This window comes from Rhodococcus sp. AG1013, assembly GCF_003350365.1.
Taxonomy (GTDB): Bacteria; Actinomycetota; Actinomycetes; order Mycobacteriales; family Mycobacteriaceae; genus Prescottella.
The window spans coordinates 380,716-405,467 of sequence record NZ_QQAT01000001.1; the positions used below are offsets into that span (position 1 = coordinate 380,716).

The 24,752-nt window shown below is 68.1% G+C and carries 28 protein-coding genes; 16 read left to right on the forward strand and 12 right to left on the reverse strand.

What is annotated here, in order from left to right; translation table 11 throughout:
• Positions 1-138 precede the first annotated feature (138 nt).
• From DEU38_RS01865 to DEU38_RS01875, 3 genes are all read left to right on the forward strand, one after another.
• Complete coding sequence (locus DEU38_RS01865) at positions 139-897, forward strand: GntR family transcriptional regulator (RefSeq protein ID WP_114718407.1); 759 nt, start codon at positions 139-141, stop codon at positions 895-897.
• Positions 898-907: 10 nt separating this feature from the next.
• Entirely contained in the window at positions 908-2,026 is a 1,119-nt protein-coding gene (locus DEU38_RS01870) for an alanine racemase (protein ID WP_220181876.1), read from the forward strand.
• A gap of 69 nt (positions 2,027-2,095) precedes the next feature.
• Positions 2,096-2,458 (forward strand): hypothetical protein, encoded by a 363-nt coding sequence (locus DEU38_RS01875; RefSeq protein WP_114718408.1) that lies wholly within the window; start codon positions 2,096-2,098, stop codon positions 2,456-2,458.
• Positions 2,459-2,525: 67 nt separating this feature from the next.
• Here the strand turns inward: DEU38_RS01875 and DEU38_RS01880 are convergent, their stop codons facing one another.
• From DEU38_RS01880 to DEU38_RS01890, 3 genes are all read right to left on the reverse strand, one after another.
• On the reverse strand, positions 2,526-3,026 hold the full coding sequence (locus DEU38_RS01880; protein WP_114718409.1) for a nuclear transport factor 2 family protein: 501 nt from the start codon (positions 3,024-3,026) through the stop codon (positions 2,526-2,528).
• A 97-nt stretch (positions 3,027-3,123) separates the two neighbouring features.
• The gene (locus DEU38_RS01885; protein ID WP_114718410.1) at positions 3,124-3,366 is read right to left on the reverse strand and encodes a maltose regulon activator MalT; all 243 of its coding nucleotides are present in this window, start codon (positions 3,364-3,366) and stop codon (positions 3,124-3,126) included.
• Positions 3,367-3,728: 362 nt separating this feature from the next.
• Positions 3,729-5,171 carry an MFS transporter gene (locus tag DEU38_RS01890; protein ID WP_114718411.1) on the reverse strand — a complete coding sequence of 481 codons (1,443 nt, stop codon included), beginning with the start codon at positions 5,169-5,171 and terminating at the stop codon, positions 3,729-3,731.
• 141 nt (positions 5,172-5,312) lie between these two features.
• Between DEU38_RS01890 and DEU38_RS01895 the strand changes: the two genes are divergently transcribed.
• Complete coding sequence (locus DEU38_RS01895; RefSeq protein WP_174909090.1) at positions 5,313-5,756, forward strand: MarR family winged helix-turn-helix transcriptional regulator; 444 nt, start codon at positions 5,313-5,315, stop codon at positions 5,754-5,756.
• On the opposite strand, the gene DEU38_RS01900 is transcribed toward DEU38_RS01895, so the two are convergent.
• Both DEU38_RS01900 and DEU38_RS01905 read right to left on the reverse strand, forming a co-directional pair.
• Entirely contained in the window at positions 5,753-6,091 is a 339-nt protein-coding gene (locus DEU38_RS01900; RefSeq protein WP_114718413.1) for a hypothetical protein, read from the reverse strand. The two genes, DEU38_RS01895 and DEU38_RS01900, sit on opposite strands and share 4 nt — an antisense overlap.
• An 87-nt stretch (positions 6,092-6,178) precedes the next feature.
• The gene (locus DEU38_RS01905) at positions 6,179-6,916 is read right to left on the reverse strand and encodes a hypothetical protein (protein WP_114718414.1); all 738 of its coding nucleotides are present in this window, start codon (positions 6,914-6,916) and stop codon (positions 6,179-6,181) included.
• 388 nt (positions 6,917-7,304) lie between these two features.
• Here DEU38_RS01905 and DEU38_RS01910 point away from each other — a divergent pair, with 388 nt between their 5' ends.
• On the forward strand, positions 7,305-8,576 hold the full coding sequence (locus DEU38_RS01910; protein WP_114718415.1) for a mannosyltransferase: 1,272 nt from the start codon (positions 7,305-7,307) through the stop codon (positions 8,574-8,576).
• Here the strand turns inward: DEU38_RS01910 and DEU38_RS01915 are convergent.
• Positions 8,518-8,808 (reverse strand): 4a-hydroxytetrahydrobiopterin dehydratase, encoded by a 291-nt coding sequence (locus DEU38_RS01915; protein WP_114718416.1) that lies wholly within the window; start codon positions 8,806-8,808, stop codon positions 8,518-8,520. The two genes, DEU38_RS01910 and DEU38_RS01915, sit on opposite strands and share 59 nt — an antisense overlap.
• Positions 8,809-8,841: 33 nt before the next feature.
• On the opposite strand from DEU38_RS01915, the gene DEU38_RS01920 reads away from it, so the two are divergent.
• A complete protein-coding gene (locus DEU38_RS01920) occupies positions 8,842-9,261 on the forward strand; it encodes a (deoxy)nucleoside triphosphate pyrophosphohydrolase (protein ID WP_174909094.1) in 420 nt (139 codons plus the stop codon).
• A gap of 6 nt (positions 9,262-9,267) precedes the next feature.
• Here DEU38_RS01920 and DEU38_RS01925 read toward each other — a convergent pair whose 3' ends face one another.
• On the reverse strand, positions 9,268-9,456 hold the full coding sequence (locus tag DEU38_RS01925) for a hypothetical protein (RefSeq protein ID WP_031940253.1): 189 nt from the start codon (positions 9,454-9,456) through the stop codon (positions 9,268-9,270).
• Between the two features lie 409 nt (positions 9,457-9,865).
• Between DEU38_RS01925 and typA the strand changes: the two genes are divergently transcribed.
• From typA to DEU38_RS01945, 5 genes are all read left to right on the forward strand, one after another.
• Positions 9,866-11,761 (forward strand): translational GTPase TypA, encoded by a 1,896-nt coding sequence (typA, locus tag DEU38_RS01930; RefSeq protein ID WP_114718417.1) that lies wholly within the window; start codon positions 9,866-9,868, stop codon positions 11,759-11,761.
• A gap of 92 nt (positions 11,762-11,853) precedes the next feature.
• Positions 11,854-13,692, forward strand: coding sequence for an ABC transporter family substrate-binding protein (locus DEU38_RS01935; protein ID WP_181818646.1), 1,839 nt, complete (start codon positions 11,854-11,856; stop codon positions 13,690-13,692).
• Between the two features lie 19 nt (positions 13,693-13,711).
• Complete coding sequence (gene mshB, locus DEU38_RS01940; protein WP_258557601.1) at positions 13,712-14,590, forward strand: N-acetyl-1-D-myo-inositol-2-amino-2-deoxy-alpha-D-glucopyranoside deacetylase; 879 nt, start codon at positions 13,712-13,714, stop codon at positions 14,588-14,590.
• Positions 14,591-14,915: 325 nt separating this feature from the next.
• The gene (locus tag DEU38_RS27995) at positions 14,916-15,104 is read left to right on the forward strand and encodes a hypothetical protein (protein WP_147283446.1); all 189 of its coding nucleotides are present in this window, start codon (positions 14,916-14,918) and stop codon (positions 15,102-15,104) included.
• A gap of 50 nt (positions 15,105-15,154) precedes the next feature.
• Positions 15,155-15,568 carry a hypothetical protein gene (locus DEU38_RS01945; protein ID WP_114718419.1) on the forward strand — a complete coding sequence of 138 codons (414 nt, stop codon included), beginning with the start codon at positions 15,155-15,157 and terminating at the stop codon, positions 15,566-15,568.
• 86 nt (positions 15,569-15,654) lie between these two features.
• On the opposite strand, the gene DEU38_RS01950 is transcribed toward DEU38_RS01945, so the two are convergent.
• Both DEU38_RS01950 and DEU38_RS01955 read right to left on the reverse strand, forming a co-directional pair.
• A complete protein-coding gene (locus tag DEU38_RS01950) occupies positions 15,655-17,274 on the reverse strand; it encodes a 4-hydroxyphenylacetate 3-hydroxylase family protein (RefSeq protein WP_114718420.1) in 1,620 nt (539 codons plus the stop codon).
• 25 nt (positions 17,275-17,299) lie between these two features.
• Entirely contained in the window at positions 17,300-17,863 is a 564-nt protein-coding gene (locus tag DEU38_RS01955; RefSeq protein WP_114718421.1) for a flavin reductase family protein, read from the reverse strand.
• A gap of 202 nt (positions 17,864-18,065) precedes the next feature.
• Here DEU38_RS01955 and DEU38_RS01960 point away from each other — a divergent pair, with 202 nt between their 5' ends.
• Positions 18,066-18,992 (forward strand): AraC family transcriptional regulator, encoded by a 927-nt coding sequence (locus DEU38_RS01960; protein ID WP_114718571.1) that lies wholly within the window; start codon positions 18,066-18,068, stop codon positions 18,990-18,992.
• 15 nt (positions 18,993-19,007) lie between these two features.
• On the opposite strand, the gene DEU38_RS01965 is transcribed toward DEU38_RS01960, so the two are convergent.
• The gene (locus DEU38_RS01965; protein ID WP_114718422.1) at positions 19,008-19,778 is read right to left on the reverse strand and encodes an IclR family transcriptional regulator C-terminal domain-containing protein; all 771 of its coding nucleotides are present in this window, start codon (positions 19,776-19,778) and stop codon (positions 19,008-19,010) included.
• 204 nt (positions 19,779-19,982) lie between these two features.
• On the opposite strand from DEU38_RS01965, the gene catA reads away from it, so the two are divergent.
• From catA to catC, 3 genes are all read left to right on the forward strand, one after another.
• Positions 19,983-20,834, forward strand: coding sequence for a catechol 1,2-dioxygenase (gene catA / locus DEU38_RS01970; protein WP_114718423.1), 852 nt, complete (start codon positions 19,983-19,985; stop codon positions 20,832-20,834).
• Positions 20,835-20,906: 72 nt separating this feature from the next.
• Positions 20,907-22,034 carry a muconate/chloromuconate family cycloisomerase gene (locus DEU38_RS01975; protein WP_114718424.1) on the forward strand — a complete coding sequence of 376 codons (1,128 nt, stop codon included), beginning with the start codon at positions 20,907-20,909 and terminating at the stop codon, positions 22,032-22,034.
• A gap of 38 nt (positions 22,035-22,072) precedes the next feature.
• Positions 22,073-22,354 (forward strand): muconolactone Delta-isomerase, encoded by a 282-nt coding sequence (gene catC, locus DEU38_RS01980; protein ID WP_114718425.1) that lies wholly within the window; start codon positions 22,073-22,075, stop codon positions 22,352-22,354.
• On the opposite strand, the gene DEU38_RS01985 is transcribed toward catC, so the two are convergent.
• Together DEU38_RS01985 and DEU38_RS01990 are read right to left on the reverse strand one after the other, a co-directional pair.
• Positions 22,351-23,895, reverse strand: a complete 1,545-nt coding sequence (locus DEU38_RS01985; protein ID WP_114718426.1) for a PH domain-containing protein — start codon at positions 23,893-23,895, stop codon at positions 22,351-22,353. The two genes, catC and DEU38_RS01985, sit on opposite strands and share 4 nt — an antisense overlap.
• Positions 23,892-24,371, reverse strand: a complete 480-nt coding sequence (locus tag DEU38_RS01990) for a PH domain-containing protein (protein WP_114718572.1) — start codon at positions 24,369-24,371, stop codon at positions 23,892-23,894. Before DEU38_RS01990 ends, DEU38_RS01985 begins: the two co-directional genes overlap by 4 nt.
• A 127-nt stretch (positions 24,372-24,498) precedes the next feature.
• Here DEU38_RS01990 and DEU38_RS01995 point away from each other — a divergent pair, with 127 nt between their 5' ends.
• Positions 24,499-24,735, forward strand: coding sequence for a hypothetical protein (locus tag DEU38_RS01995; RefSeq protein WP_147283447.1), 237 nt, complete (start codon positions 24,499-24,501; stop codon positions 24,733-24,735).
• The last annotated feature ends 17 nt before the right edge of the window (positions 24,736-24,752 follow it).

Sequence of the window (24,752 nt, forward strand, 5' to 3'; positions counted from 1 at the left end):
ACGATTCGGAATCGAGTCGTGAAGATTGACCGGCCGAGAACCGTCGATCTCTCGCCGAGGGACGCCTGTGACCAGTGGGAAGAGTTCTGAGAGCTACGATCGGGTCAAAGAGCACCGGGTGCCGGAAGGAGACGGACATTGGCTGATTCGGGGGGCAAGCGCCCGCGCGCCGAGTATCGAAGGTTGGCGGCCGAGTTGAAGGAGGCGATCACGTCGGGAGAGTTCGGTTCCGGGGATCGGCTGCCCAGCGAGGAGAGTCTCGCCGGGCAGTACGGCGTCTCCCGTGGCACCGTCCGCCAGGCCCTGGCCGTCCTGCGCGCGAACGGACTGGTCACCTCACGACGTGGTACACGCCGCGTCATTCTCGGCACTGCGCGCACGCAGAGCTTCTTCGAGTTGCTCAGCTTCACGGGCTGGGCGCACTCGATCGGCGAGGATCCCGGAAGTCGAACGGTCGAGATCGAGCACCGGGCCGCGGTGCCACTCGAGTGCGAGCAGCTCCAGCTCGAACCGGGATCGCACATCTACCGGGTGGTGCGTCTGCGGACTCTCTCGCGGGTTCCCGTCATGCTCGAGCGCGCCATCTACCCCGAGCGGATCGGAAAACTGATAGCCGCCTTGCCTCCGGATGCCCCCTCTCACGCGAACCCCCTGCTGGAGGAGGGTGTTGTGTTCACCGATGCCGATCACACCATCGACCTCGTCGACGCAGATGCGGACGACGCCCGTCTCCTGGGTTGCGCCGAGGGCTCACCGCTGCTCCGCGAGCGCAGGCGTGTCACCGACCCCGCCAGCACCCCGTTGCTGTGGTCCGACGACCGCTTCCTTCCCGGCACGGTCTCGTTCACCGTGCACAACTCCGTAGCCACAACGGCCCTGTCGCGCCGCCGTGGCTAGTCTCGGTTGGGTGGCGACGTCCCTGCCGCAGCTGCGGCTGAGTCTCCCCGCGGTCCAGCACAACGTCGATCTCATGGCGGCGTGGTGCCGCGACCGCGGCGTCGAGCTGTGCCCGCACATCAAGACGACGATGACCCGGCCCATCGTCCAGAGACAGCTGGACGCCGGCGCGTGGGGCGTCACGGTCGCCACGGTTCGTCAAGCCTCCATTGCCCTCGAATGGGGGGCGCGGCGCATCCTCATCGCCAACGAGGTGATCCACGGCCCCGATCTCGAACAGCTCCGGGCGTGGCTGGACGCGGACCCGTCGTTCGAGCTCTACCTGCTGGTGGACTCGACGGCGGGCCTGAGCCTGGCGGGAACGGTCATGCGGGGCGCTGCCAATCCACTGAGGGTCCTCGTCGACGTCGGGACCCCGGGCGGGCGAACCGGAGTCCGGGACGCCCCGGCGGCGCTGGGCCTCGCCCGGGAGTGTGAGAACGTGCCGGGAATCGCCCTCGCGGGCGTCGCGGGGTACGAGGGTGTTCGCCCCAACCGTCGGGACGCGGACATCGTCACGCAGGTCGATGCGCATTGCCGGGAGACGGTGGACGCCTTCCGCGCGGTGTCGCCGTGGATCCAGACCGAAAAGCCGGTGTTCAGCATGGGTGGCTCGGCCTTTCCGGATCGGGTCATCGAGGCTATCGCGGAGCTGCCGGAACGGGGCGGGCGTGTGATCCCGGTGTTGCGGTCGGGTTGCTACGTGACGCACGACCACGGAACTTACGCGGAGGTGTCACCGGTGCCAGGCCTGCGTGCGGCGCTGACGGTCCGGGCTGTCGTCCTGTCCACGCCGGAGCCGGGGAGGATCGTGGTCGGCGCCGGAAAACGCGAGCTTCCCTACGACGCCGGCCTGCCGGTGCTGGTGTCTGCCACCGATGCCCAGGGAACCCCCCGCCGGTCGGCGAAGGCGACCGCGACCCAAATCTACGACCACCATCTCGTCCTCACCGATACGGTGGGGCTGGATGTCGGTGACATAGTCGATCTCGGCATCTCCCACCCGTGTTCGGCCTTCGACCGCTGGCCCGACATCACAGTGGTCGACGACGGCCGTGTGGAGGCGGTGTGGCACCCGCAGTTCCGCTGAATCCATCCTTGGATGGATTTCTCGAGCAGAGTTGTGAAGCCGCCGGATCCGTAAAGCTAAGGTAATAGCATGTCTGTCGTCTACAACATCCTCGTTGCCGTCCACCTGCTGGGCATGGCCGCGATCGTCGGTGGTTACCTCTCGGTCCTGAAGGCCCCCCGCGTCAGCGAGGTGATGGTCTGGGGCGCTCGAATCCAGTTGCTGTCCGGCATCGTGATCGTCGGGCTCGGCGAGTCGATCGACTCGCTCGGCAAGGACTACGACATGGCGAAGATCGGCGTCAAGCTGGTGATCACCCTGATCATCGTGGCTGTTGCCGAGATCGGCCGGGCCCGGCAGAAGCGTGGCGAGGGCAACCCCAACTTCGCGCACATCGTCGGAATCCTGGCGATCGTCAACGCGCTGATCGCGGTGCTCTGGACGAGCTACTGACATCCGACTCGAACACACGACGGGCGCCCTCCACACGGAGGGCGCCCGTCGTCGTAGGCGGCGGCGATCAGCCGGGGACGTTCGCCATCTTGCCGAGCCAGATGCGGGCATCCTCGGGCAGATTGCCCGACGCCTCCGCGTGCTTGCACCACTTCTTCGCCATCGACAGGAAGTTCATCGGGTTGTAGGCGTCCTCCTCGTGCGACCACAGGTTGTCGCCCGCGTAATGCAGGATCGTGATGTTCGCGGCGCCGTGATCGGTGCCGTCGCCGGGATCCTCCATCGGGTTCTGCACCTCGCAGATCACCCAGCCACGCTCCTCGTCGATGACGTACCAGGAGACGGGGAACTCGGGCATACGGTTGCCGGGGAAGGCCGTCATCGTCCGGGTGACCCAGCGGCGGATCTCCTCGCGGCCGGTGAAGCTGCCGAACGCGTGCTCGAGGTAGGTCGCGTCCTCGGTGAACTGGTCGGCGAAGGCGTTCCAGTCGCGGGTCTGCGTCGCCTGCACGACGGTCTTCTGGTAGTTCTCGAACGCGGCTTCGAGTTCTTCGCGGGTCCACGCCATCGCTGCGCTCCTCCTGGTCGGTTGCGGGACGACTTCACCTGCAACCTAACGCAGGGCTGGAACGTGTTTCAGTTTTTCGTCGCAATCGACCAGATTGTCAGGTTCCGTGGAGTTCGGTCCATATGCCGAACGGCGGTGGTCCCTCGCCGAGCACCTTGACGCCGTGCGCCGGCGTGCCGGTCAGGGCGTCGGCGTGCTTGACGTGCATCCACTGGTAGCCGGCGAGGAGGTGCTCTTCGGACGTCGCCTTGTTGACGACCACGTTGTCGCCGTTGGCGCGTTGTTCGAGGTACCAGCCGCTGTCCGGGCCCGCCAGGACCCACCACTTCTCTCTGCTCATGGTCGTTACTCCCGTCCTGGAGCGACTACGCGATGCCCCTCTCAACGCTACCGCTGCGGTGGGGTGAAACAAGTCGTGCCGAATGACCGATATGTGGATGCGGTCCGGGCCTCGGATCGGCTTCGGATACCGTTAGCGGTCCGAAATCAGCTACGACGCGGAGGGTCTCGTGGAATTCCTCATCAACCTGTTCTATACGATCGCTGCGAATCTCTACATGGGCTCCTCGGGGGCAGTGAACGGCGGATCGTCGGGCGGGGGCCAGACGACGCAGACGCCGTAGCCCGCGGGCTCGAACGTCGAACGCCCGCCCCGATGCATATCGGGGCGGGCGTTCGTGTCTGTGCGCCGGAAGCCGCGTGTCAGGCGTGGCGCTTGCCCGCGGCTCCCGGCGTCGTGGCTTTCGGGATGAAGAACGCGAACACCAGCGACACCACGGCGGCCACGATGGCGATGACGAACGTTGCGCGGAAGGCGTCGAACGACGGAATCGTCGCCGTCCCGAGCGTCACCGTCATGCTCGCCAGCACGACGCTGATGACCGCCGCGGCACTGGACGTGCCGACGGACCGCATCAGCGAGTTCAGACCGTTGGCCGCCGCGGTCTCCGAGACGGGGACGGCGCCGATGATGAGGGCCGGCATGGAGGCGTACGACAGGCCGACGCCGGCACCGATGATCATTCCGCCGACGACGATCATCCACACCGAGGACGACAGGAAGTAGACGAACCCGTAGCCCAGGCCGACCACGACCGAGCCCACCATGAGGGTGAAGCGCGGGCCGCGCCAGGCCGAGATCTTCGCGGACACGGGTGACAGCGCCATCATCACGAGACCGCCCGGCGCCAGTGCGATGCCGGCGGTGACCATCGACAGGCCGAGCCCGTAGCCGGTGGACTCCGGTGCCATCAGCAGCTGGGGGAGCGTCAGCGAGTTGCCGTACATCGAGAAGCCGATCGCGATCGACGCCAGATTCGTGAACAGGACGTTCGGCCGTGCGGACACGCGCAGGTCGACCAGCGGACGAGCGGTCCGCAGCTGCACGAAGCCCCACGCCACGAACACCACGACGGACCCCGCGAGCAGGCCCAGGGTCAGTGGATCGCTCCAGCCCCACGTTCCGCCCTTGGTGATCGGGAGCAGGAACAGGATCAATGCCGTGCTCAATCCGACGGCGCCGACGAAGTCGAAACGTCCGGGATTGCGGACCGTGGACTCGGGGATCACGATCACGGCGAGCGCGACACACAGGAGTCCGAGTCCGGCCGACATCCAGAACAGCACGTGCCAGTCCGCGACCTGTGCGACGGCCGCGGCGACCGGTAGCCCGATCGCACCGCCGACGCCGAGGGTGGCACTGACGATGGCCATCGCGCCGGCGACCTTCCGCGGCGGAAGTTCGTCTCGCAGGATGCTGATGCCGAGCGGGATCACACCGACCGACGCGCCCTGCAGTGCGCGACCGACGATCAACGGAATCAGTGAATTGGCGAAGGCGCAGACCACCGAGCCGATCACGACGAGCAGCAAGCTCGCGACCAGAATCCTCTTCTTGCCGAACATGTCGCCGAGGCGTCCGCTGATGGGTGTCACCACCGCGGCCGCGAGAAGCGTCGCGGTGACCGCCCACGAAGCGTCGGCCGGCGTCGCCGAAAGAAGGTGCGGCAGTTGCGGAATGATCGGAACGACCAGTGTCTGCATAAGGGCGACGACGATGCCGCAGAAACCGAGAATCGCGACGATGGCGCCGCTGGATCTGGATTTCGCGGTGTCCGTCGACGGGGACGCGACGGTTGCACTCAAAATGGGGCTCCTCGGATTTACTGCTACACAACAAATTTGCAAGAATGTGTACGGTACACATGGATGTGCACGATGCACAAAGCGGACATTGGGGGCAATGTCGGAGCGAGAGGGTGACGGGTGTCCGACGGAGACCGGACGATGACGGACATCGAGTACGAGTTGACGCTGTTGTCGCGCTACCACGCCCTCGCGCAGCAGCGGGGCGGGCAGAAGCTCGACAGGTCCGCGTACCTGATCCTCGCGAGGCTCGAACTGGAACCGCCGATGAGCCTCAAGGAACTGGCGGAGGCGTTCGTGCTGGACATCTCGACGATCAACCGGCAGGTCGGCGCGCTCGAACGCCACGGCTTCGTCGAACGCGTCGCCGACCCGGACGGCGGTGTGGCGCGCAAGGTACGGCCGACGGAGTCAGGGCTGGACCGGCTGCACCTCGACCGCGACCTGAACCGCACCGGGATCGGTCGGGTGCTCGGCGGCTGGGACGTGGACGAGATCCGGCTCCTCAGGGACATGCTCGTCCGGTTCAACCGGGGTGTCGAGGAAATCGAGGGGCAGCCGTGGCCCCGTCCGGCGGCAGGCTAGGACTGGACGTGCCGCGTCGTCGACTGGACCAGGTCGGGTTCGTCGGGCACCACCACGAGCGTCGGGCGCTGGTCGGGGGCGTGACCCACCGCGCGCCACGACAGCAGTGACCACCGGGACAGTCCCGACAACGCGGAGCCCACGCTCGCGAACGACAGTGAGGACAGTGCGGAGCCGGCTGACCCGATGGATCCGATCGACAGGATCGAGCCGACGCTACCGATGGACAGGATCGAGCCGACGCTGCCGATCGAGAGGATCGAGCCCTCCGAACGGATCGAGAGGATGGATCGTCGGGAATGCCGGGAACGGATCGACTGCATGTTGTCGGCCATTCCCCGGTCTACCACGAACGGACGCGGTGTGAACAGTGAAGGCCCCACCGAATTCTCGGTGGGGCCTTCACTGTCCGGACGGTGAACCTACGCGACGGTGAACATTCCGATCGTCGGCAGGAAGTTGCACGTGAGCGGCGCCGCGCCCTCGGGCTCGGTGGTGAGGTCGCCGGAGATCACCGCGAGCACCCGGCCCGGGCCGGTGTTCGAGATGACCGACAGCGTCGCCGGGCCGTCCGGGTTGATCCGCGCCTCGGTGGTGAGGGTCTGCGTCTCACGACGGCCGTTGTCGACGTTGATCCAGGTGACCGTCATGCCCTGGGTGGGGGCGGCCTTCGCCGTGCCGAGCGCGGTGAAGACGAAACCGGCCTGGCCGGCAGCCGGCCCCGGCGGGGGCAGGTGTGCGGGGCCCGGCACCGCGAGGGCGGTGCCGACCGCGTCGCTCGACGGGGCGATGCAGCCCTTGCCGACGGTCGGGTAGAGGAACTGGGCGATCGCGGGCCCGTCCTGGGGGATCTCGGGTCCGCCGCCGCCGCTGCCGTCGAGGAAGGTGATGACACGCTCGAGGGTGGACTTGAGTTCGGGCGGCAGGTTGGCCGACTCGAGCAGTGCACGCGCCTGAGCGAGCAGGTCGTTCTTGGTGTCGACGTCGGCGATGTCCGCCGGAACGGCGGCCGCGCCCAGGATGGCGGGGGCGAGGGACGCCAGCGCGTCGATGGAGACGTCCTCGGGGACACCCGGAAGGGTCGGTTGCGCGACCGCGTTGGCCGGAACGGCGAGCGCCGCCGCGGCCGCAACTGCACACGCGGTGAGTGCTCGTCGCATTCCTCGGTTACGAATCACGGTTTACCCCATCCTTGTCGTTCAGACGCGTGCGGAGCAGCGTCGGTCTGCCGAGCGGGCGCCACGGCCCATCACGGTCGCGGGTCACTCTATGGATCGACCCCCGATGTGTACAGACTCTTCTGTACGACCCATTCGTGACCTGCGTCCCGAGGAGTCTATGCAAGCTGTGACGTGACTGCCATCGCTTGGTGACCATATCGCGTGACTTATGGGGAAAATGTGAACCTTGATGCAACTGTTACTGATGAGCAAGGTATTTTCTGTGCCCATCGGCGTCGGGTTAGGCTGACGCGACACCTGGTCGTTCCCCCGCTGCGTCACACTGGGTGCTTACTGCCAGCACACGATCACGGGAGAGCACCAGCCAGTGTCTCAGCTTGCACGTGCCGGGCGGCGGCCACGCGCGCACGCGGCGTATCGCACACTCGTCGGCTGGGCGCCCGCGCTGCTCGCACTGTCGGTGCTGGCCAGGCTGCTGTGGATGGTCCTGACGCCCAACGGTCTCAATCTCGTCGACCTGCACGTGTACGTCGACGGCTCCGCAGCGCTCCTGAGCGGTGACCTGTACGGATTCACGTATTCGGAAGAGACACCCGAGTTCCCGCTGCCCTTCACATATCCGCCGTTCGCGGCGCTCGTGTTCCTGCCGCTGCACTACCTGCCGTTCTCGGTCGTCGGATTCTGTTGGCAGCTGTGCACCGTCCTCGCCCTGTACTGGGTGATCCGAATCAGCCTCGAGCTGCTGGTCGGATCGGCCGCCGTCGGGGACCGGCACTGGAAGTACCTGGCGATGCTGTGGACCGCGATCGGGGTGTGGACCGAACCGGTGCGCACGACGCTCGACTACGGCCAGGTCAATGTGTTCCTCGTCCTCGGTGCGATGCTGGCCGTCCGCAGCACCCGCTGGTGGGTGTCCGGTGGCATCGTCGGGATCCTCGCCGGCATCAAGCTGACCCCCGCCGTCACCGGCCTGTACTTCGTCGCTCAGCGCCGCTGGCGCGCCGCGGTGTTCTCGGCGATCGCGTTCTTCGGAACCATCGGGCTGAGCTACCTCGTGATCAGTGCACAGGCTCGTGACTACTTCACGTCGAAGTTCGGTGACGCCGACCGGATCGGACCCGTCGGGTCGGCGTGGAACCAGTCGCTGCGCGGCGCCCTCAGCAGGATCGTCGGCCACGACGTCGAGTCGGGTCCCGTGTGGCTGATCGCGGTCGCGCTGTCGGCCCTGCTCGCCTTCCTGGCGTGGCGCGCCCTGGCCCGCGACGACAGGCTCGGCACGCTGGTCCTGGTGCAACTCTTCGGACTGCTGATCTCCCCGATCTCGTGGGTCCACCACTGGGTGTGGGTGCTGCCGATGCTCATCTGGCTCGTCCACGGTCCGTATGCGCGGATGGTCGGCACCCGCGTCGTCGCGTCGCTGTGGCTGATCGTGACCGTGATCGGTGTGCCGTGGGTCCTCAAGCAGGTCGAGGACGACGCGATCTCACGGCCCGGCGCGCTCGCGTGGGCGGGCACCGTCAACGTCGCCGGCGCGCTCGTCGTGTTCGCGTGGGTCGCCTATGCCGGCCGACGCGTGCGCGCTACGCAGACGCGGCCAGATCGTCGATCCGCCGTGCCAGCTCCAGATCCAGCGCAGTGATCCCGCCGGCGGAATGCGTGGCGAGGGAATACGTCACTTTCCGCCAGCGGATGTCGATGTCGGGATGGTGGTTCATCGACTCCGCGGCCTCCGCAACCCGATCCACCAGCGTGATCGCGGCGGGAAAGCTGGCGGATTCGACGGTGCGGACCAAGGTGTCGCCGTCGCGTCGCCAGGTCGGCAGGTTCGTCAGTGCGGAGTCGATCTCGGTATCGGACAGCAACTCGGCCATACCTCATGATGGTGCGATGGGGAGGGGACCGCAATGACCGGCGCACCTGAACGTGAGGTCGGGGAGGTCGGGGAAGTGGTGGCCGCGGCCGTGATCCGCGACGGCCGCCTACTGCTCGCGCAGCGCACCCGCCCGCCGGAGCTGGCGGGGCTGTGGGAATTGCCCGGCGGAAAGATCGAACCGGGCGAGACCCCCGCCGACGCGGTGCGTCGCGAACTGCGGGAGGAACTGGGCGTCGAGGTGACCGCGGGCGAGCGGATCGGCGTCGACGTGCCGCTGCGCGACGGACTGGTGCTGCGCGCATATCGCGCCGAGCTGATCAGTGGCGTCCCGCAGGCACTCGACCACTCCGCGCTGCGCTGGGTGGACGCGACGGATCTGCGCGAGATCGCACTGGTCGCCAACGACCGCGCATGGCTGCCGGACCTGACCGCACTGCTCGACGCCGACTGACCGGTCTCAGGCCGCGCGGGCCTTCTTGAGGCCCTTCTTGAGTTCCTTCTTGGTCGCGCCCTCGTTCTCGAGTTTCTTCATGCGCATGATGACGACGGGGCACTTGAGGCAGCGCGTCTTCTTACGGCAGCACTTCTTCTTGGGCTTGAGGCCGGAGACCTTGCTGGCCTTGACCTTTCCCTTGCCTTTGCCCATTGCCGAGCCCGGCCTTCCTCCCGAGTGCGGTGCCCAGGATCGGATCTGTCCGCACGCGAGTGAGCGTACCCTCATCCGTTGATCCGGCAAGGTGGTCCGGGGGCTGTCGATGCCCCACAGGGGCCGGCACCGGAGGGTCGTCGGGATGGTTTGCGCAGACGCCGTGACCGGCCAGTGGTGCAGATCACTATTGCCTGGTCAGAGGTATCGATCGGGGGTCACGATGCGAGGTTTCGCGCTGCGGGCGGGTAGGGTATTCGCTGGCCGCAATCCCGGCGCTGACGCGAACATCGTGAACCTTCAGTGACGCGGGGTCGCGAATGGGAATCACGCATGCGCGTAGCGGCAGCCAGAAGCCGTGCGACATCAAATTCGTGTGGCCCCGTCAGCAGCCAGGAGAACGCCCCGCGTGAGCACCACCAATTTCCGTAACGTCGCCATCGTCGCGCACGTCGACCATGGCAAGACCACCCTCGTCGACGCCATGCTGCGCCAGTCCGGCGCCTTCGCCGAGCGCGCCGAGCTGGTCGACCGCGTCATGGACTCCGGTGACCTCGAACGCGAGAAGGGCATCACCATCCTCGCGAAGAACACCGCTGTCCACCGTCACAACGCCGACGGCTCGGTCACCGTCATCAACGTCATCGACACCCCCGGCCACGCCGACTTCGGTGGCGAGGTCGAGCGCGGCCTGTCCATGGTCGACGGTGTCGTCCTGCTCGTCGACGCGTCCGAGGGTCCGCTGCCGCAGACCCGCTTCGTGCTGCGCAAGGCGCTCTCCGCGTCGCTGCCGGTCATCATCGTCGTGAACAAGACGGACCGTCCCGACGCCCGTATCGAGGAGGTCGTCACCGAGGCGCAGGATCTGCTCCTCGACCTGGCTTCCGATCTGGACGACGAGGCTGCCTCGGCCGCCGAAGCGCTCCTCGACCTGCCGGTCCTGTACGCCTCCGGGCGTGAGGGCAAGGCCTCGATGAACCGTCCCGAGGACGGTCACGCTCCCGACACCGAGAACCTCGATGTCCTGTTCGACGTCCTCATGGAGCACGTGCCGGCCCCCAAGGGCGATTCCGCTGCCCCGCTGCAGGCACACGTCACCAACCTCGACGCCTCCGACTTCCTCGGCCGCCTCGCGCTGGTGCGTATCCACAACGGCGAGCTGCGCAAGGGCCAGAACGTCGCGTGGATGCACGCCGACGGCGTCAAGAACGTCAAGATCACCGAGCTGCTGAAGACGGTGGGCGTCAGCCGTGAGCCCGGCGAGGTCGCCGTCGCCGGCGACATCGTCGCCGTCGCGGGCATCCCCGAGATCATGATCGGCGACACCCTCGCCGACATCGAGAACCCGGTCGCGCTGCCGACGATCTCCGTCGACGAGCCCGCGATCTCCGTCGTCATCGGCACCAACACGTCGCCGCTCGTCGGCCGCGTCAAGGGCCACAAGCTGACCGCTCGCATGGTCAAGACCCGGCTCGATTCCGAGCTGGTCGGCAACGTGTCGCTGCGCGTCCTCGACATCGGCCGCCCCGACGCGTGGGAGGTGCAGGGTCGTGGTGAGCTGGCGCTGGCCATCCTCGTCGAGCAGATGCGTCGCGAGGGCTTCGAGCTCACGGTCGGCAAGCCGCAGGTGGTCACCAAGCAGGTCGACGGCAAGCTGCACGAGCCGTTCGAGGAGCTGACGATCGACACCCCCGAGGAGCACCTCGGCGCGATCACGCAGCTGCTGGCCAACCGCAAGGGCAAGATGGTCCAGATGACCAACCACGGCACCGGCTGGGTTCGGATGGAGTTCATCGTCCCGTCGCGTGGCCTGATCGGTTTCCGTACCGACTTCCTCACCGAGACCCGCGGCACCGGCATCGCCAACGCCGTCTCGCACGGCTACGGCCCGTGGGCCGGCGAGATCCGCGCCCGCCACACCGGCTCGCTGGTCTCCGACCGGACCGGCTCGGTGACCCCGTTCGCGATGATCCAGCTGTCCGACCGCGGCACGTTCTTCGTCGACCCGGGCGCCGACACCTACGAGGGCATGGTCGTGGGCATCAACCCGCGCGCCGAGGACCTCGACATCAACGTCACCAAGGAGAAGAAGCTCACCAACATGCGCTCGGCGACCGCCGACGCCACGGAGACCCTCGCGAAGCCGATCGAGCTGACGCTCGAAGCCGCGATGGAGTTCTGCGCCGGCGACGAGTGCGTCGAGGTCACCCCCGAGGTGGTTCGCGTGCGCAAGCTGCACCTGTCGCAGACCGACCGCGCGCGCGAGCGTTCGCGTGCGAAGTCGCGTGACAAGGCCGCACTGTAAGTGTGTGACGCGTTCCGTGCGCGTTGTGCGAGTCTGAACACTCGCGCAACGCGCACGGGCGGGGGAGCCGCTCGCGGACGGGAGGACCGATAGTGGCGCAGGTCTGGCACGGGTTCTCCCGTGAGTTCGGTCGGCGGTTGCTGGGGGCAGCCGCCGCGGTGTCGGTGTTGACGGTGGCCGCGTGCACCGCCAATCCGCCACCGCCGGTGGAGAGCACCGACAGCCCCAAACCGACGACGGCCGTCCCGACGAAGAACACCGTCGTCGTCGCGATCGACGACGTCGGTATCGGGTTCAACCCGCATCTGCTCGCCGACCAGTCGCCCGCGAACTCCGCGGTGAGCGCCCTGGTGTTGCCGAGTCCGTTCCGCCCCGTGGTCGATCCGGCGCGGCCGGGCGTCACCACGTGGATTCCGGACCCGTCGGTGCTGGTCTCGGCCACAGCGACGCCCGAGACCCCTGCAACTACCGACACGGCCCCCGAGACGCCCGACGTGGCTCCCGCGGTGCCGACCACGATCACCTACCAGCTGCGCAACGAGGCCCAGTGGTCCGACGGCGCCCCGATCGCCGCCGAGGACTTCCGCTACCTGTGGCAGCAGATGATCAGCCAGCCCGGTGTCGTCGATCCCGCGGGATACGGGTTGATCGAGGACATCGCGTCGTCCGGTGGCGGGAAGACGGTGACGGTCAAGATGTCCGCGCCGTACCCCGCGTGGCGGGAGTTGTTCACCGATCTGCTGCCCTCGCACCTCGTGAAGGATTCGCCGGGCGGATTCGCGCGCGGTCTGGCGGACAACATCCCCGTGTCGGGTGGCCGGTTCCACATCAAGTCGGTCGATCGAGGTCGGGACGAGATCCAGCTCGAACGCAACGACCGGTTCTGGGACACCCCCGCCAAACCGGACCAGATCCTCATGCGGCGTGGCGGCTCGCCCGCGCAGCTCGCCGACTCGATGCGGTCCGGCGATGCGCAGGTGGCCCGCGTCCACAGCGGTGCCGCGACGCTTGCCCAGCTGTCGGTGATCCCGGACGTGCAGACCGGCACCGAGCTCCAGCCCCGCGTGCTGTCGGTGACGCTCAACGGACGGGTCCCCGCCCTGGCCGACCGGCAGGTCCGCAGGGGGCTCCTGGGCCTGCTGGACCCGAATCTGCTCGCGACGGTCGGTGCCGGCAGCGAGTCGGCGGCGGTGCCGGCGCGAGCACAGATTCTGGCTCCGTCCGACCCGGGTTACGCGCCCACCGCACCGCCACCGCCGACGCGTGAGCAGGCGTTCGGGCTGCTGGCCGTCGCCGGCTACCAGTTGCTTCCCACCACCACCGAGGGCGCTGCCCCCGAGACCCTGACGGAGGGCCGGATGGTGCACGACGGCGAACAGTTGACGCTGGTGCTGGGCGCCCCCGAGAACGACGACACCGCGGTCGCGGTCGCGAACACGGTGGCCGACCAGTGGCGTGGGGCCGGTATCGCCGCCTCGGTCCTGTCGCTGCCCGCCGAGGAGCTGTACGGGGAGGCGCTGGCGTCGGGCCGGGTCGATGCGGTCGTCGGCTGGGAACGCGCCGGATCGGATCCGGCGACCTCCCTCGCCTCCCGTTTCGGATGCCTGCCGTTGACGGCTTCCGCGGCCGCCTCCGCGACACCGGAACCGGGTTCCACGTCGGCCCGCGAGTTGCGGTCGCCGAGCAATCTCTCGGGCCTGTGCGAACCGGCGCTGCAGCCGGCGATCGACGAGGCGCTGCGCGGCCAGGGTGACGTGGCGCGAGTGATCGCGGACGCCGAGCCCAAGCTGTGGGATCTGGCGGCGGTACTGCCGGTGCTCCAGGACAACACGGTGGTCGCGGTGGGCCCCGGCGTGCAGGGCGTCGTGATGGGCGGTCCGGTCCAGGTCGGCATCTTCGCGGATGCCGGAGCGTGGACGCGGACGAAGTGAGCGAGAGAAACGAGTGGTTGTGAACGGTCGGCGCATCCTGTTCGTCCATGCGCATCCCGATGACGAGACCCTGACCACGGGCGGCACCATCGCGCGCTACGCGGCGGACGGGGCCGAGGTGACGGTGCTGACGTGCACCCTCGGCGAGGAGGGGGAGGTCATCGGTGACCGGTGGGCCGGTCTGGTGGCCGACCGCGCCGATCAGCTGGGGGGCTTCCGGATCCTGGAACTGACCCGCGCACTCGAGGCCCTCGGCGCCTCCGAGCCGCGATTCCTCGGCGGCGCCGGGCGGTGGCGCGATTCGGGCATGGCCGGGACGCCGTCGGCGGCGAACCCGCGCGCATTCGTCAACGCCGATCAGGACGAGGCGGTCGGGGAACTGGTCGCGGTCATCCGCGAACTGCGTCCGCAGGTCGTGGTCACGTACGACCCGGTCGGCGGGTACGGGCATCCGGATCACGTTCGGGCGCATCGCCTCACGACCGCCGCGGTGGAGGCCGCGGGCACCGACGCCTTCCCCGAGGCGGGCGGGCCGTGGGAGGTCGCGAAGTTCTACTGGACGGTGACCGAGGAGTCCGCGCTCGAAGCGGGGATCGCCGCGATCGATGCCGTGCCCGAGGGCTGGCGGTTGCCCGAGCCGGGCGAGCTGCCACGCGTGCCGGACTCGACGGTCACCGCGGTGGTGGACGTCGCGCCGGTGATGGCGGCGAAGCTCGCGGGTCTCCGCGCGCACCGCACCCAGGTGACGGTGGCGCCGTCCGGCACGGAGTTCGCGTTGTCGAACGATGTCGCGCAACCGGTCCTGTCCGAGGAACACTTCGTGCTGGTCCGTGGACAGTCCGGTCCCGTCGACGCGCGTGGGCGTGAGACGGACCTGTGCGCCGGACTCGGGTCCTGAGGGCGGTCCAGCCGAGTGGGATGTCCGGACGGTGTCGGCGCATCCAGGCCCCGACGGTGCCGTCACGCCAGTTCTCCTCGAACTTCGACAGGGATACCGCTGCGGTAGAAGTGCGGTAGGGCTGTCCGTCCTGCAGTCGGGACCCCATCGCTCGGTCGGTGGTGTCGCGAACGTGCTGCGACGCCCCGGCACCGGATACGCCACGCCACGGGATCTCCGTGACCGTCGAGCGGTCGGACCTGGTGAACCTACCCGGGCTCGTCGCCGCCCCACTCGCCGTATGCTGTGATCTACGCCACGTTCGTGGGGGTCCGTTCGTCGGCGCATGCAGCTGTCGAACGGGAGGGTGCGGCGGATGTACAACTGGGAACTCCAGAATGCGATCACGGCGTTCGTGGACAGTCTGCGGCCGATGGCCCCGTACTTCCACGACCTCTACATCGGGTCGTTGCACGCGTTCGTGCATCAGCAGAGCGAGCTGCTCACGATGCTCGGCTACCCGCCGGTCCCGTGACCCGGACCCCGCCGTGGCGGCGCCCTCGCGAATAGACCACGATCGGTGACATGACCGTCGAGAGCCACCCCGTCGAGCCGCCCGTGTCCACCGCCGAAGCCCGCACGACACTGGCGTTGCTCACGTTCGACGGGTTCCTGTGCGCGGTGCTCTCGGTGCTGTTCCTGCCCGCCTACCTCGGGACGACACCGTTCCCGGTGAGCATCCTCGTCGCGGCCGTGGTCAACCTGCTGCTGGTGCTCGGTGCGCGCAAGTTCACGGAGCGGCCGGTCCTCGCCGCGCTGCCGATCTTCGGCTGGCTGTTCGGGTTCGGCCTGTGCGTGATCGGCGGACCGGGCGGCGACTTGCTGGTGTTCGAGGACTGGCGCACGCTGCTGCTGTTCGTCGCGGCGGTGCTGCCGGCCGGGGTCTACCTGTTCCGCGTCCAGCTCGACTCGATCGTGGCCCGGGCCCAGCAGGGCTGATGCCGTCCGGACCGTCGGCGGGCACGGCCGCTCGGTGAGGCCGTGCGCGGGTGGGAATTCCTGCCCGTGCACGACCCCGAGCGCGGCTATTTCTTGTAGAACGCGGTCACGTCGTCGTTCCCGATCAGATCCGGAACGGTCCAGCCGTCCAGGTCGTACTCGCTCATGAACTGCTCGGCCAGACCCTTCATCGCGGAAACGCCTCCGCGATTCTCCGCCGCGAACAGCAGTTCGGCCTTGACGTTCTCGTGGTTGCCGGAGTAGTTGCGCTCGTAGAGTTCGTGCCGTCCGCCGAACTCGGATCCGATCGAGTCCCACAGTGCCTTCATGACCTTGACCCGGTCGACGGCCGTGATCCCGTCGCTGCCGCGGACGTACTTGTCGAGGTACGGACGGACGTCGGGGTTCTTGAAGTCCGCCGCCGACGACGGCAGATAGATCAGGCCGGAGGCGACGTCCTGTTCGATGATCTCCTTGATCCGCGGGTAACCCTGGATCATGAACATCCGGTAGGTGAGCCCGTACTCGAGCTTCGGGATGACGGTGTCGCCGATCCACTGTTCCGGGTCACGCGCCATCGATTCGCTCAGCGACCAGAACAGGTTGCGCCAGCCGATCACCTCACCGACGCGGGTCTGGACGCCGCGGAAGCCGCCGGCGCCGGTGGCGTCGAGGGCCTTCATCAGCAGTCCGGCGATGAAGTCGAGCTTGACCGCCAGCCGGGTGCAACCCTGGAAGGTGAACCGCGGCAGGAAGCCGGACTGGGGGAAGAAGGCGTTGATCTTCTCCACGTCGCCGTACATGAAGACGTTCTCCCAGGGCACCAGCACCTTGTCGAAGATGAAGATGGCGTCGTTCTCGTCCATCCGGGACGAGAGCGGGTAGTCGAACGGGGAGCCGACGACGGCGGCGTTCTGCGAGTACGACGCGCGCGAGATCAGTTTGATACCCGGCGCGTCCATCGGCACCGTGCAGATCAGCGCGTATTCCTTCTTCTTGATCGGCAGCCCGTAGTGCGCGATGAAGTTGTAGTTGGTGATCGCCGATCCGGTGGCGACGACCTTCGCGCCGGAGACGATCAGACCGGCGTCGGTCTCCTTCTCGACCTTCATGAACACGTCACCGACCTGGTCCGGAGGCAGCTGACGGTCGACCGGCGGGTTGATGATCGCGTGGTTCCAGTACAGGACCTTCTCCTGCGACTCGCGGTACCAGCGCTTGGCGTTGTCCTGGAACGGCGCGTAGAGCTCGCTGTTGGCGTTGAGAGTGCCGAGGAAGCTGGCCTTGTAGTCGGGGGAGCGGCCCATCCAGCCGTAGGTCATGCGGGCCCAGGTGGCGATCGCGTCGCGTTCGCGGAGCAGATCGTCGGAACTGGTGGGGGTCTTGAAGAACGGCATGGTGATGCCGCCGTTGCCGGTGTCGGTGGGGCAGGTGAGCGTGTCGACGTGCTCACCGGTGTGCAGCGCGTCGTACAGGCGTGCCGTCATCCGGATCGAGTTGCGGAAGGCCGGGTGGTTCCAGAACTCCTTGACCTTCTCGCCGTGCAGGTAGATTTCGCGGCCGTCCTTGATCGACTCGATGTACTCGTCGCCGGTCATGGGGCGGGATGCGAAGTTCGTGGTCCGGTTCGCGTCGGAGTCGGCCGCGACATTGACCTGCGAACGGTCGACGTCCGTGTCGGTGGGGCGGGGCTCGGTGGTGGTCATCGTTTCTCCTGCATCGGGGATGGGGTCAATTGGTTGCACCGGACAGGTGCAGGGGTGTGAAAGTGGTCTCGGAGTCGAACCATCCGCGGTGCGGATCGTCCATCGATCCGTTCCAGGCGGCACTCCCGCTCGGTGCTCCGAGATCGTGGAATGTGCTGCGGTAGAAGAGCAACGGATCGGTGTCACGGAACTGGGCATCGACGATCTCGCCGATGAAGATCACGTGGTCGCCGCCGTCGTACTCGCGCCACGGAACGCACGACAGGGTGGCGGCGCTGCCGGCCAGCACGGGCGCGGTGGGCCCCTGGGCCCACACCGGTTCGGGGGACTGCGGGCGACCGGCGAAGTGAAGCGCGACGTCGGTCTGGTCCGCGGCGAGGATGTTGACCGCGAACGGTGCGCCGGACAGGAACGCGCAGGCTTTGGACGTGCGGGTCAGGGTTACCTGGCACAATCGCGGTTCGATCGAGACTGCGGTGAAGGCCGTCACCGTTGCGCCGTGGGGCGTACCGTCCTGCCGGGTGCAAGTGATGACGGTGACCCCACTTGCGAACTGTCCGAATATGTTTCGCAGTCGACGCGAATCCATGTCGGGGCTCCTTGCTGGTGGTCGTTGGCTGTGACGGAGACCATAGGTCGATCGGATCGCGGTAGGCGATCCGCTGAGCGGCCTCACTATCCGGATTGCGCGACGGGTTCGACCACCCGTTATTGCCAGAGGAGGTGTTCCCGATCACACTGGGGCCGAAGTCCCGAACTGGACGGGATGGGAAGGGTGCGAGGGTATGGCGATGAACGTGGCCGCCGATCCGGGGGATTGGGACGAGGCGGAGAACGTGGTCTCGAATGCGTACTTCCCGCACGACCTGATGCCGCTGTCGGCCGGATCGGAGCCGCATCTGAACGTGCGGGCGATGCAGATCGGGCCGCTCCGTCTGGCGCGGATCGGTTGGGGAGCCGAGGTTTCCGTCGACACGGAGCATCCCGGCGGGTATGCGGTGAACATCCCGCTGTCGGGTCGGATCGAATCCGTGACCGCCGGCGGTGACGTGATATCGGGTGTCGGGAAGGCGTCCGTGTTCCGGCCGGACACCCCGGCCGTGATCACCCGGTGGACCGCCGACTGCGAGATCGTCGGTGTCAAGGTGGACCGGGACTACCTGCACCGCGAGCTGGGGCGTGTCCTCGGCCGTCCCGACCGCCGACTGCCCGATCAGGTGGACCTGTCGACGGAGGCCGGGCAGACCTGGATGGCGTTGTTGCGCTCGATCGTCCAGCAGGCCCGGGGCGGCGAGGGGCTGTGGCAGACCCCGGTCGTCGCGGAGCAGTTGTCGGGGGCCATCACGGGCGCGTTCGTACTGGCGGCGATGCCCGACGACGCGGCCGCGGCCCCGCGGCCGCGGATCGTCAAGCGGGTCCTCGACCGGATCGACGACGACCCGTCCCTCGCCTGGACTGCGAGCGACATGGCCGAGGCCGCGGGTGTGAGTGTGCGCCGGTTGCAGGAGGGATTCCGGGAGTACCTGGGCATGTGCCCGCGGGACTACCTGCTAGACGTCCGGCTCTCACGCATCCACGACGACCTGGTGACCGGGGATCCGTCGGTCACGTCGGTGACCGACGTCGCCCTGCGCTGGGGTATCACCCACACCGGACGGTTTGCGGCGGCCTATCGACGCAAGTACGGGTACGCGCCCTCGGAGACGTTGCGTTCCTGATGTTCTCGTATCGGGTCATCCGCGGTGGCCGAGGTCGGCGCTGAGCGCGTCCGCGGCGGCGACGACGTGCTGTGCGGCCGCGTCGCGGAACTGTTCGGGGGTGTGTCGTCCGGAGGAGGTGGAGCACGCGGTGACGGCGACGACGGTTCCCGCCGCGTCCCGCACGGGGGCGGCGATCGAGATCAGGCCCTCCTCGAGTTCGGCTGCGGTCAGCGCGTAGCCCTGGTCGCGGACCCTGGCCAGCTCTGCGCGCAATTCGTCGGGCGTTCCGAGGGTTGCCGGCGCCAGCTTGTCGAATCGGGTTGTGGCGATCACCCGGTCGACGGTCTCGTCCGGCGCCCAGGCGAGCAGTGCACGCCCCATCGACGTCGCGTAGGCAGGCACGCGGGTGCCGACCGAGACGTTGATGCTCATGATCCGGCGCACGGGCACGCGGGCGGCGTACACCACGTCGCCCCCGTCGAGTACACCCAGCGAGGCGGATTCGCCTGTGCGCTCGGACAGTTGGACGAGCCGCGGCATCGCGGACTCGACGAGTGCGTGGGACGCGGAGTAGTGCTGGCCGATGCTGAGCACGCGGGGAGTGAGCGACCACCGGGTCCCGTTCGCGGCGACATAGCCGAGCTTCTGCAGGGTGAGCAGGATGCGGCGTACCGCCGGGCGGGACAGGTCGGTCTTGGCGGCGAGTTCGGCCAGCGACGGGGTGGGGTCCTGCTCGTCGAATGCGAGCAGGACGGCGAAGCCCCGTTCGATGCTCTGGATGAAATCCCGGTCTTCGTTCGGCATCTGATGCTCCTGGCTGCGGGTTCGGTGTGACTTCGAGGTCGGGTGTTGACAACGGCTGTGACTCGACGCACAGTATGGTGTGTACGCATTGCGACGTGCATGTACGCACAGCGTACAACTTCGGTGGGGGACGCGCCTGCCCCGCGTTCACCGCCGCCACAACTTTCTCGACCGTCACTGTTCGAGCCTCGACGAGGAGGACCCATGACCAGCACCGAAACGGCGACCGCGCACGCATCGGGTAATGCCGCCACCGACAAGTTCAAGTCCGAGCGCGTGTCGGCGGACACGTCGAAGGAGCGGGCGGCCGCGATCTACCGCGACGTGCTCGCGGCGTTCGGGGAGATCATCCACAAGCACGGTGTCACCTACGACGAGTACCGGGTGGTCAAGCAGTGGATCATCGACGTCGGCGAGTACGGCGAGGTGCCGCTGTGGCTGGACGTGTTCGTCGAACACGAGATCGAGGACGTCAACTACAGCCGCAACGGACTCGCCGGCACCAAGGGCAGCATCGAGGGCCCGTACTACGTCGCCGATGCGCCGCAGCTGCCGTCCACGTGCACGATGCCGATGACCGACAAGGACGCCGAGGCAACCCCGTTGGTGTTCTCCGGCCAGGTCACGGATCTGGCGGGCAACGGTCTCGCCGGCGCCACCGTCGAACTCTGGCACGCCGACGAGGACGGCTTCTACTCGCAGTTCGCGCCGAACCTGCCCGAGTGGAACCTGCGCGGCACCATCGTCTGTGATGGCGAGGGCCGTTACGAGATCACCACGCTGCAGCCCGCGCCGTACCAGATCCCGCACGACGGGCCGACGGGCTGGTTCATCGAGTCCTACGGCGGTCACCCGTGGCGTCCGGCCCACCTGCACCTGATGGTGAAGGCCCCCGGCAAGGAGACCATCACGACCCAGCTGTACTTCGCGGGCGGTCAGTGGCTCGAGAACGACGTCGCGACCGCGACCAAGCCGGAACTGATCCTCGATCCGAAGGCCGGGGACGACGGCAAGAACTACGTGACCTACAACTTCGCCCTCGACCCCCAGGCCTGAGTCGAAGCGAATGCCGGTGTCCCACTGGGGCGCCGGCATTCGGTGCTTCCCGATCCGATTGAGAGCTGTTCGATGCCCGACCCTGATCTCGCAATCGTCTCCGTCGAGACGACCATCATCGACGTGCCACTGGTGCGTCCGCACAAGTTCGCCACCACCACCGCGGAGAAGCAGTCGATTCTGCTGGTCGCGATCACCACTGCCGGCGGCGTCACCGGCCACGGTGAGGGCGTGGTGCCCGGTGGGCCCTGGTGGGGTGGTGAATCAGTAGAGACGATGAAGGTGATTGTCGACCGTTACATCGCGCCGTACATCATCGGGCGTGGTGTCGACGAGATCACCGGCATCATGGTGGATCTCGAGAAGATCGTCGCCAATGCCCGGTTCGCGAAGGCTGCCGTCGACGTCGCGCTGCACGACGCGTACGCCCGGCACCTCGGCGTGGGGGTGCACACGCTGCTCGGTGGCGCGTTCCGGACCGGCGTCGACGTCCGCTGGGCTCTCGGAGCCGCTCCGGTCGAGGAGATCCTCGAGGAGGTCGCGCACAGGATGGGGGCGCGCCTGAACTTCTCCTTCAAGCTCAAGATGGGTGCGCTGGACCCGGCCGTCGATACGGAGCGGGTGGTCTCGATCGCACAGTCGCTCAGCGGCAAGGCGGGCGTGAGCATCGACGTCAACGCGCGATGGGATCGGTTCACCGCGTTGCGTTTCGTGCCCGAACTCGTCGACGGCGGCGTCGAACTCGTCGAGCAACCCACCCCCGCCGAGCAGATCGAGGTGCTCGCCGAGCTCAACCACCTCGTCGCCGCACCGGTCATGGCCGACGAATCGGTGCACACGCCGCACGACGCCCTCGAGATCGCCCGCGCCGGTGCCGCCGACGTCATCGCCCTCAAGACAACGAAATGCGGTGGGCTGCAACGCAGCAAGGAGGTGGTCGCGGTCGCGAAGGCGGCCGGCATCCGTTGCCATGGCGCCACGTCCATCGAGGGGCCCATCGGCACCGCCGCGTCGATCCACTTCGCCTGCGCCGAACCGGGTATCAACTTCGGAACCGAACTGTTCGGCCCTCAGCTGTTCGCCGTCGAACTGCTGCAGACACCACTCGACTACTCCGCCGGCCAGGTCCACCTGCCATCCGGACCCGGGCTCGGCGTCGAACTGGACATGGACGTCGTCAGGCACCTCGCCCGCGACTGATCACACGCACGGAGAGCACGGAGAACGAGGAGAACTTCATGGCACTGTTCCACGTCCGGATGGACGTCGACATTCCCCGCGATCTGGATCCCGGGGTGCGCGACGAGACGATCGCGCGGGAGAAGGCGTATTCACAGGATCTCCAGCGTCAGGGCAAGTGGGCGCATCTCTGGCGAATCGTCGGGCAGTACAGCAACATCAGCATCTTCGACGTGGACTCGGCCGACGAACTCCACGAGCTCCTGTGGAGCTTGCCGCTGTTCCCGTACATGACGATCGAGGTCACGCCGATGACGAAGCACGGCAGCTCGATCCGCTAGGAAGGCCTTCGCCAGATCCCGCCCGCACCGGGCGTGACGGCGTCGACCAGCGCCCACGCCTGCTCGACCGGGAGGTCGTGGACGACGTACTTGCCGGTGCCCGCGGGTGTCGCCGCGATCACGGTGGCGACGCCGGCGCGGCGCTGGAAGAACGTCTGGCGCACCGTCCAGCCGATGATGCCGGCGGCCTCGATGCTGTCGCGGCGGCGGTCCAGCGATCCGCTGCGGGTGATCAGCCAGCCGGGCAGCACCGCGTGCCCGAGTCCGCGGTAGCGGTCCCACGCGAGTCCCGCGCCTGCCAGCGCGAGCACGACGACGCCCGCCCACGCGGGCCACGGCACGTGACGGCCCGCGACGACGAATCCGGCGGCGATCAGCGCGGCGAGGGCGGCCGGCCACAGCGCGCGGGTGTAGCGGCGCCGATGCGCGGCCGGTCCGTGCGGGAGCAGCGCGACGTCCGCCTGCTGGTCGTCGCCGAGAACGGTCGCCATCACCCGCGTCGCGTCCGCCCGCGGGCTCTGCGGCAGCAGCAGTGACGACTCACGGTGTTCGGCGCTGACACCGGTCATGATCGCGTCGAGGGACGCCCCGCCGGCGACGCGAAGCAGCAGCGGCTCCTTGAGCGTCGTGCCGCGGAGCCGGGCCCGGTCCAGGGTGGTCTGCCGGGTGCGCAACAGTCCGTGACTGACGTGCAGCGTGCGGCCGTTGTCGGTGACGCTCATGCGGCCGTACACCACCAGATAGCGCCCGCACGCGAGGACGCTCGCGGCGACAAACAGGATCACCAGCCCGGCCAGGCCGAGTACGGCGAGGCCCAGTGCGCCGGCCTGTTCGGCGGAATCGAATCCGTCCGCGAGGGCGGGGGAGCGGGCGATCCGGTCGGCCAGCCCGTACTGGAACACGATGCCGACCAGCGCGCCGATCGCGATCAGCCCGGTCACCGAGAACGGCGCGTACCGCACCCATGACGGCGACCAGTGCCCGATCTCGACGCCCGGCCTCCCGGGCGGTGCGGTGTCCGAGGCAGCATCGGTGCCCGCCTCGGGCCGGAGCTCCCGGTGTCCGGCGAGCAGCGCCGCGCGCAGGTCCGGGACGAGGGTGGCGTCGAGCGCATTGAGTTCGAACCTGCTCTCGCCGCGCTGCGCCTGCCGGCCGGTGCCGATCCGGAGCACCGCCAGCCCGAGGAGCCGGTGCAGCACCCCGGCCTCGACGTCGACGGAGCGGATGCGGGTGCGCGGCATCGACAGGACCTTCTTCTCGAAGACGCCGTGCCGCAGCTGCACGTGGACCGGACCGATGCGGTAGGTGGTGGTGAACCAGCGGAGCACGCCGTAGACGACGAGGACGGCGACGGCGACCAGCCCCCAGTAGTGGTTGCCGTTCCGGCTGCCGACGATCCACGACACCGCGATCACGGGGAGCAGTTTGAGGACCTCGTTGACCGGGTGGACGAGCAGCATCCGCTTGTCGAGGCGCAGCCACGGCTGTTCCTCCTCGGCGGCCAGGGCGGCGTCACCGGACTGTTCGAGGGGCACGCTCACGTCGCATCCCCGGCGTTGCGGGCGGCGATCTCGGTGAGGTGTTCGACGGTGCGGTCGGCGACGTCGAGGTCGAGTGCGGTGATCTTCACGGCGCCGGCCGACGACGCCGTGGTGACGGTGACCGTCGCGAGGCCGAAGAATCGGTCCAGCGGTCCGCGTTCGGTGTCGACGGTCTGGACGCGGGTGATGGGTGCGATCCGGCGCTCCTGGTTGAACCAACCGGTGCGTGTGTAGACGGCGTCGTCGCTGATCTCCCAGCGGTGCACGCGGTAGCGCCACCGCGGCACGACCACGATGTCGACGACCGCGACGACCGCGGTGAGCGCGAAGACCAGCACGTGCGGCCACGTGGTCCAGCGTCCGTCGACGACCGCCCACACGACCTGCGCGACGAACACCGGCAGCCAGATCAGGGTGGCCGTCGTCGCCCACAGTCGCGGGGCGCGGACGCTGGGGCGCCACTTCGGTTCGGCCATCGTCACCGTTCGCTCGAACGGTGCGGGGTCGGGAGGGAAGCTCACGATCTCATCCTGCCCGAGTCGACGTCCCGCGTCCTATGGTGGAGGTGGCCGCGAGTGTCTGCCGAGACGGAAGGTGGTCGTCATGCAACGATCCGGAACCGACAACGCCCGGGACGCCGAGGGCTCCGAGGAGGCCGAGGACGTCGTCCGCCCGACGGACGTGCCCGAAGCCGATCTGGTGGAGCAGATGACCCCGGCCGAAGGCGACGACGACCGCGACGATTCGGACCGGATCGAGCCGCCGCTGGAAGTGAACGAGGCGGACGCGGCCGAGCAGCGCCGCAGCGTCCCCGTCGACGAGGACTATCCCCGCGGCTGAGCGGATCGACCGGGACC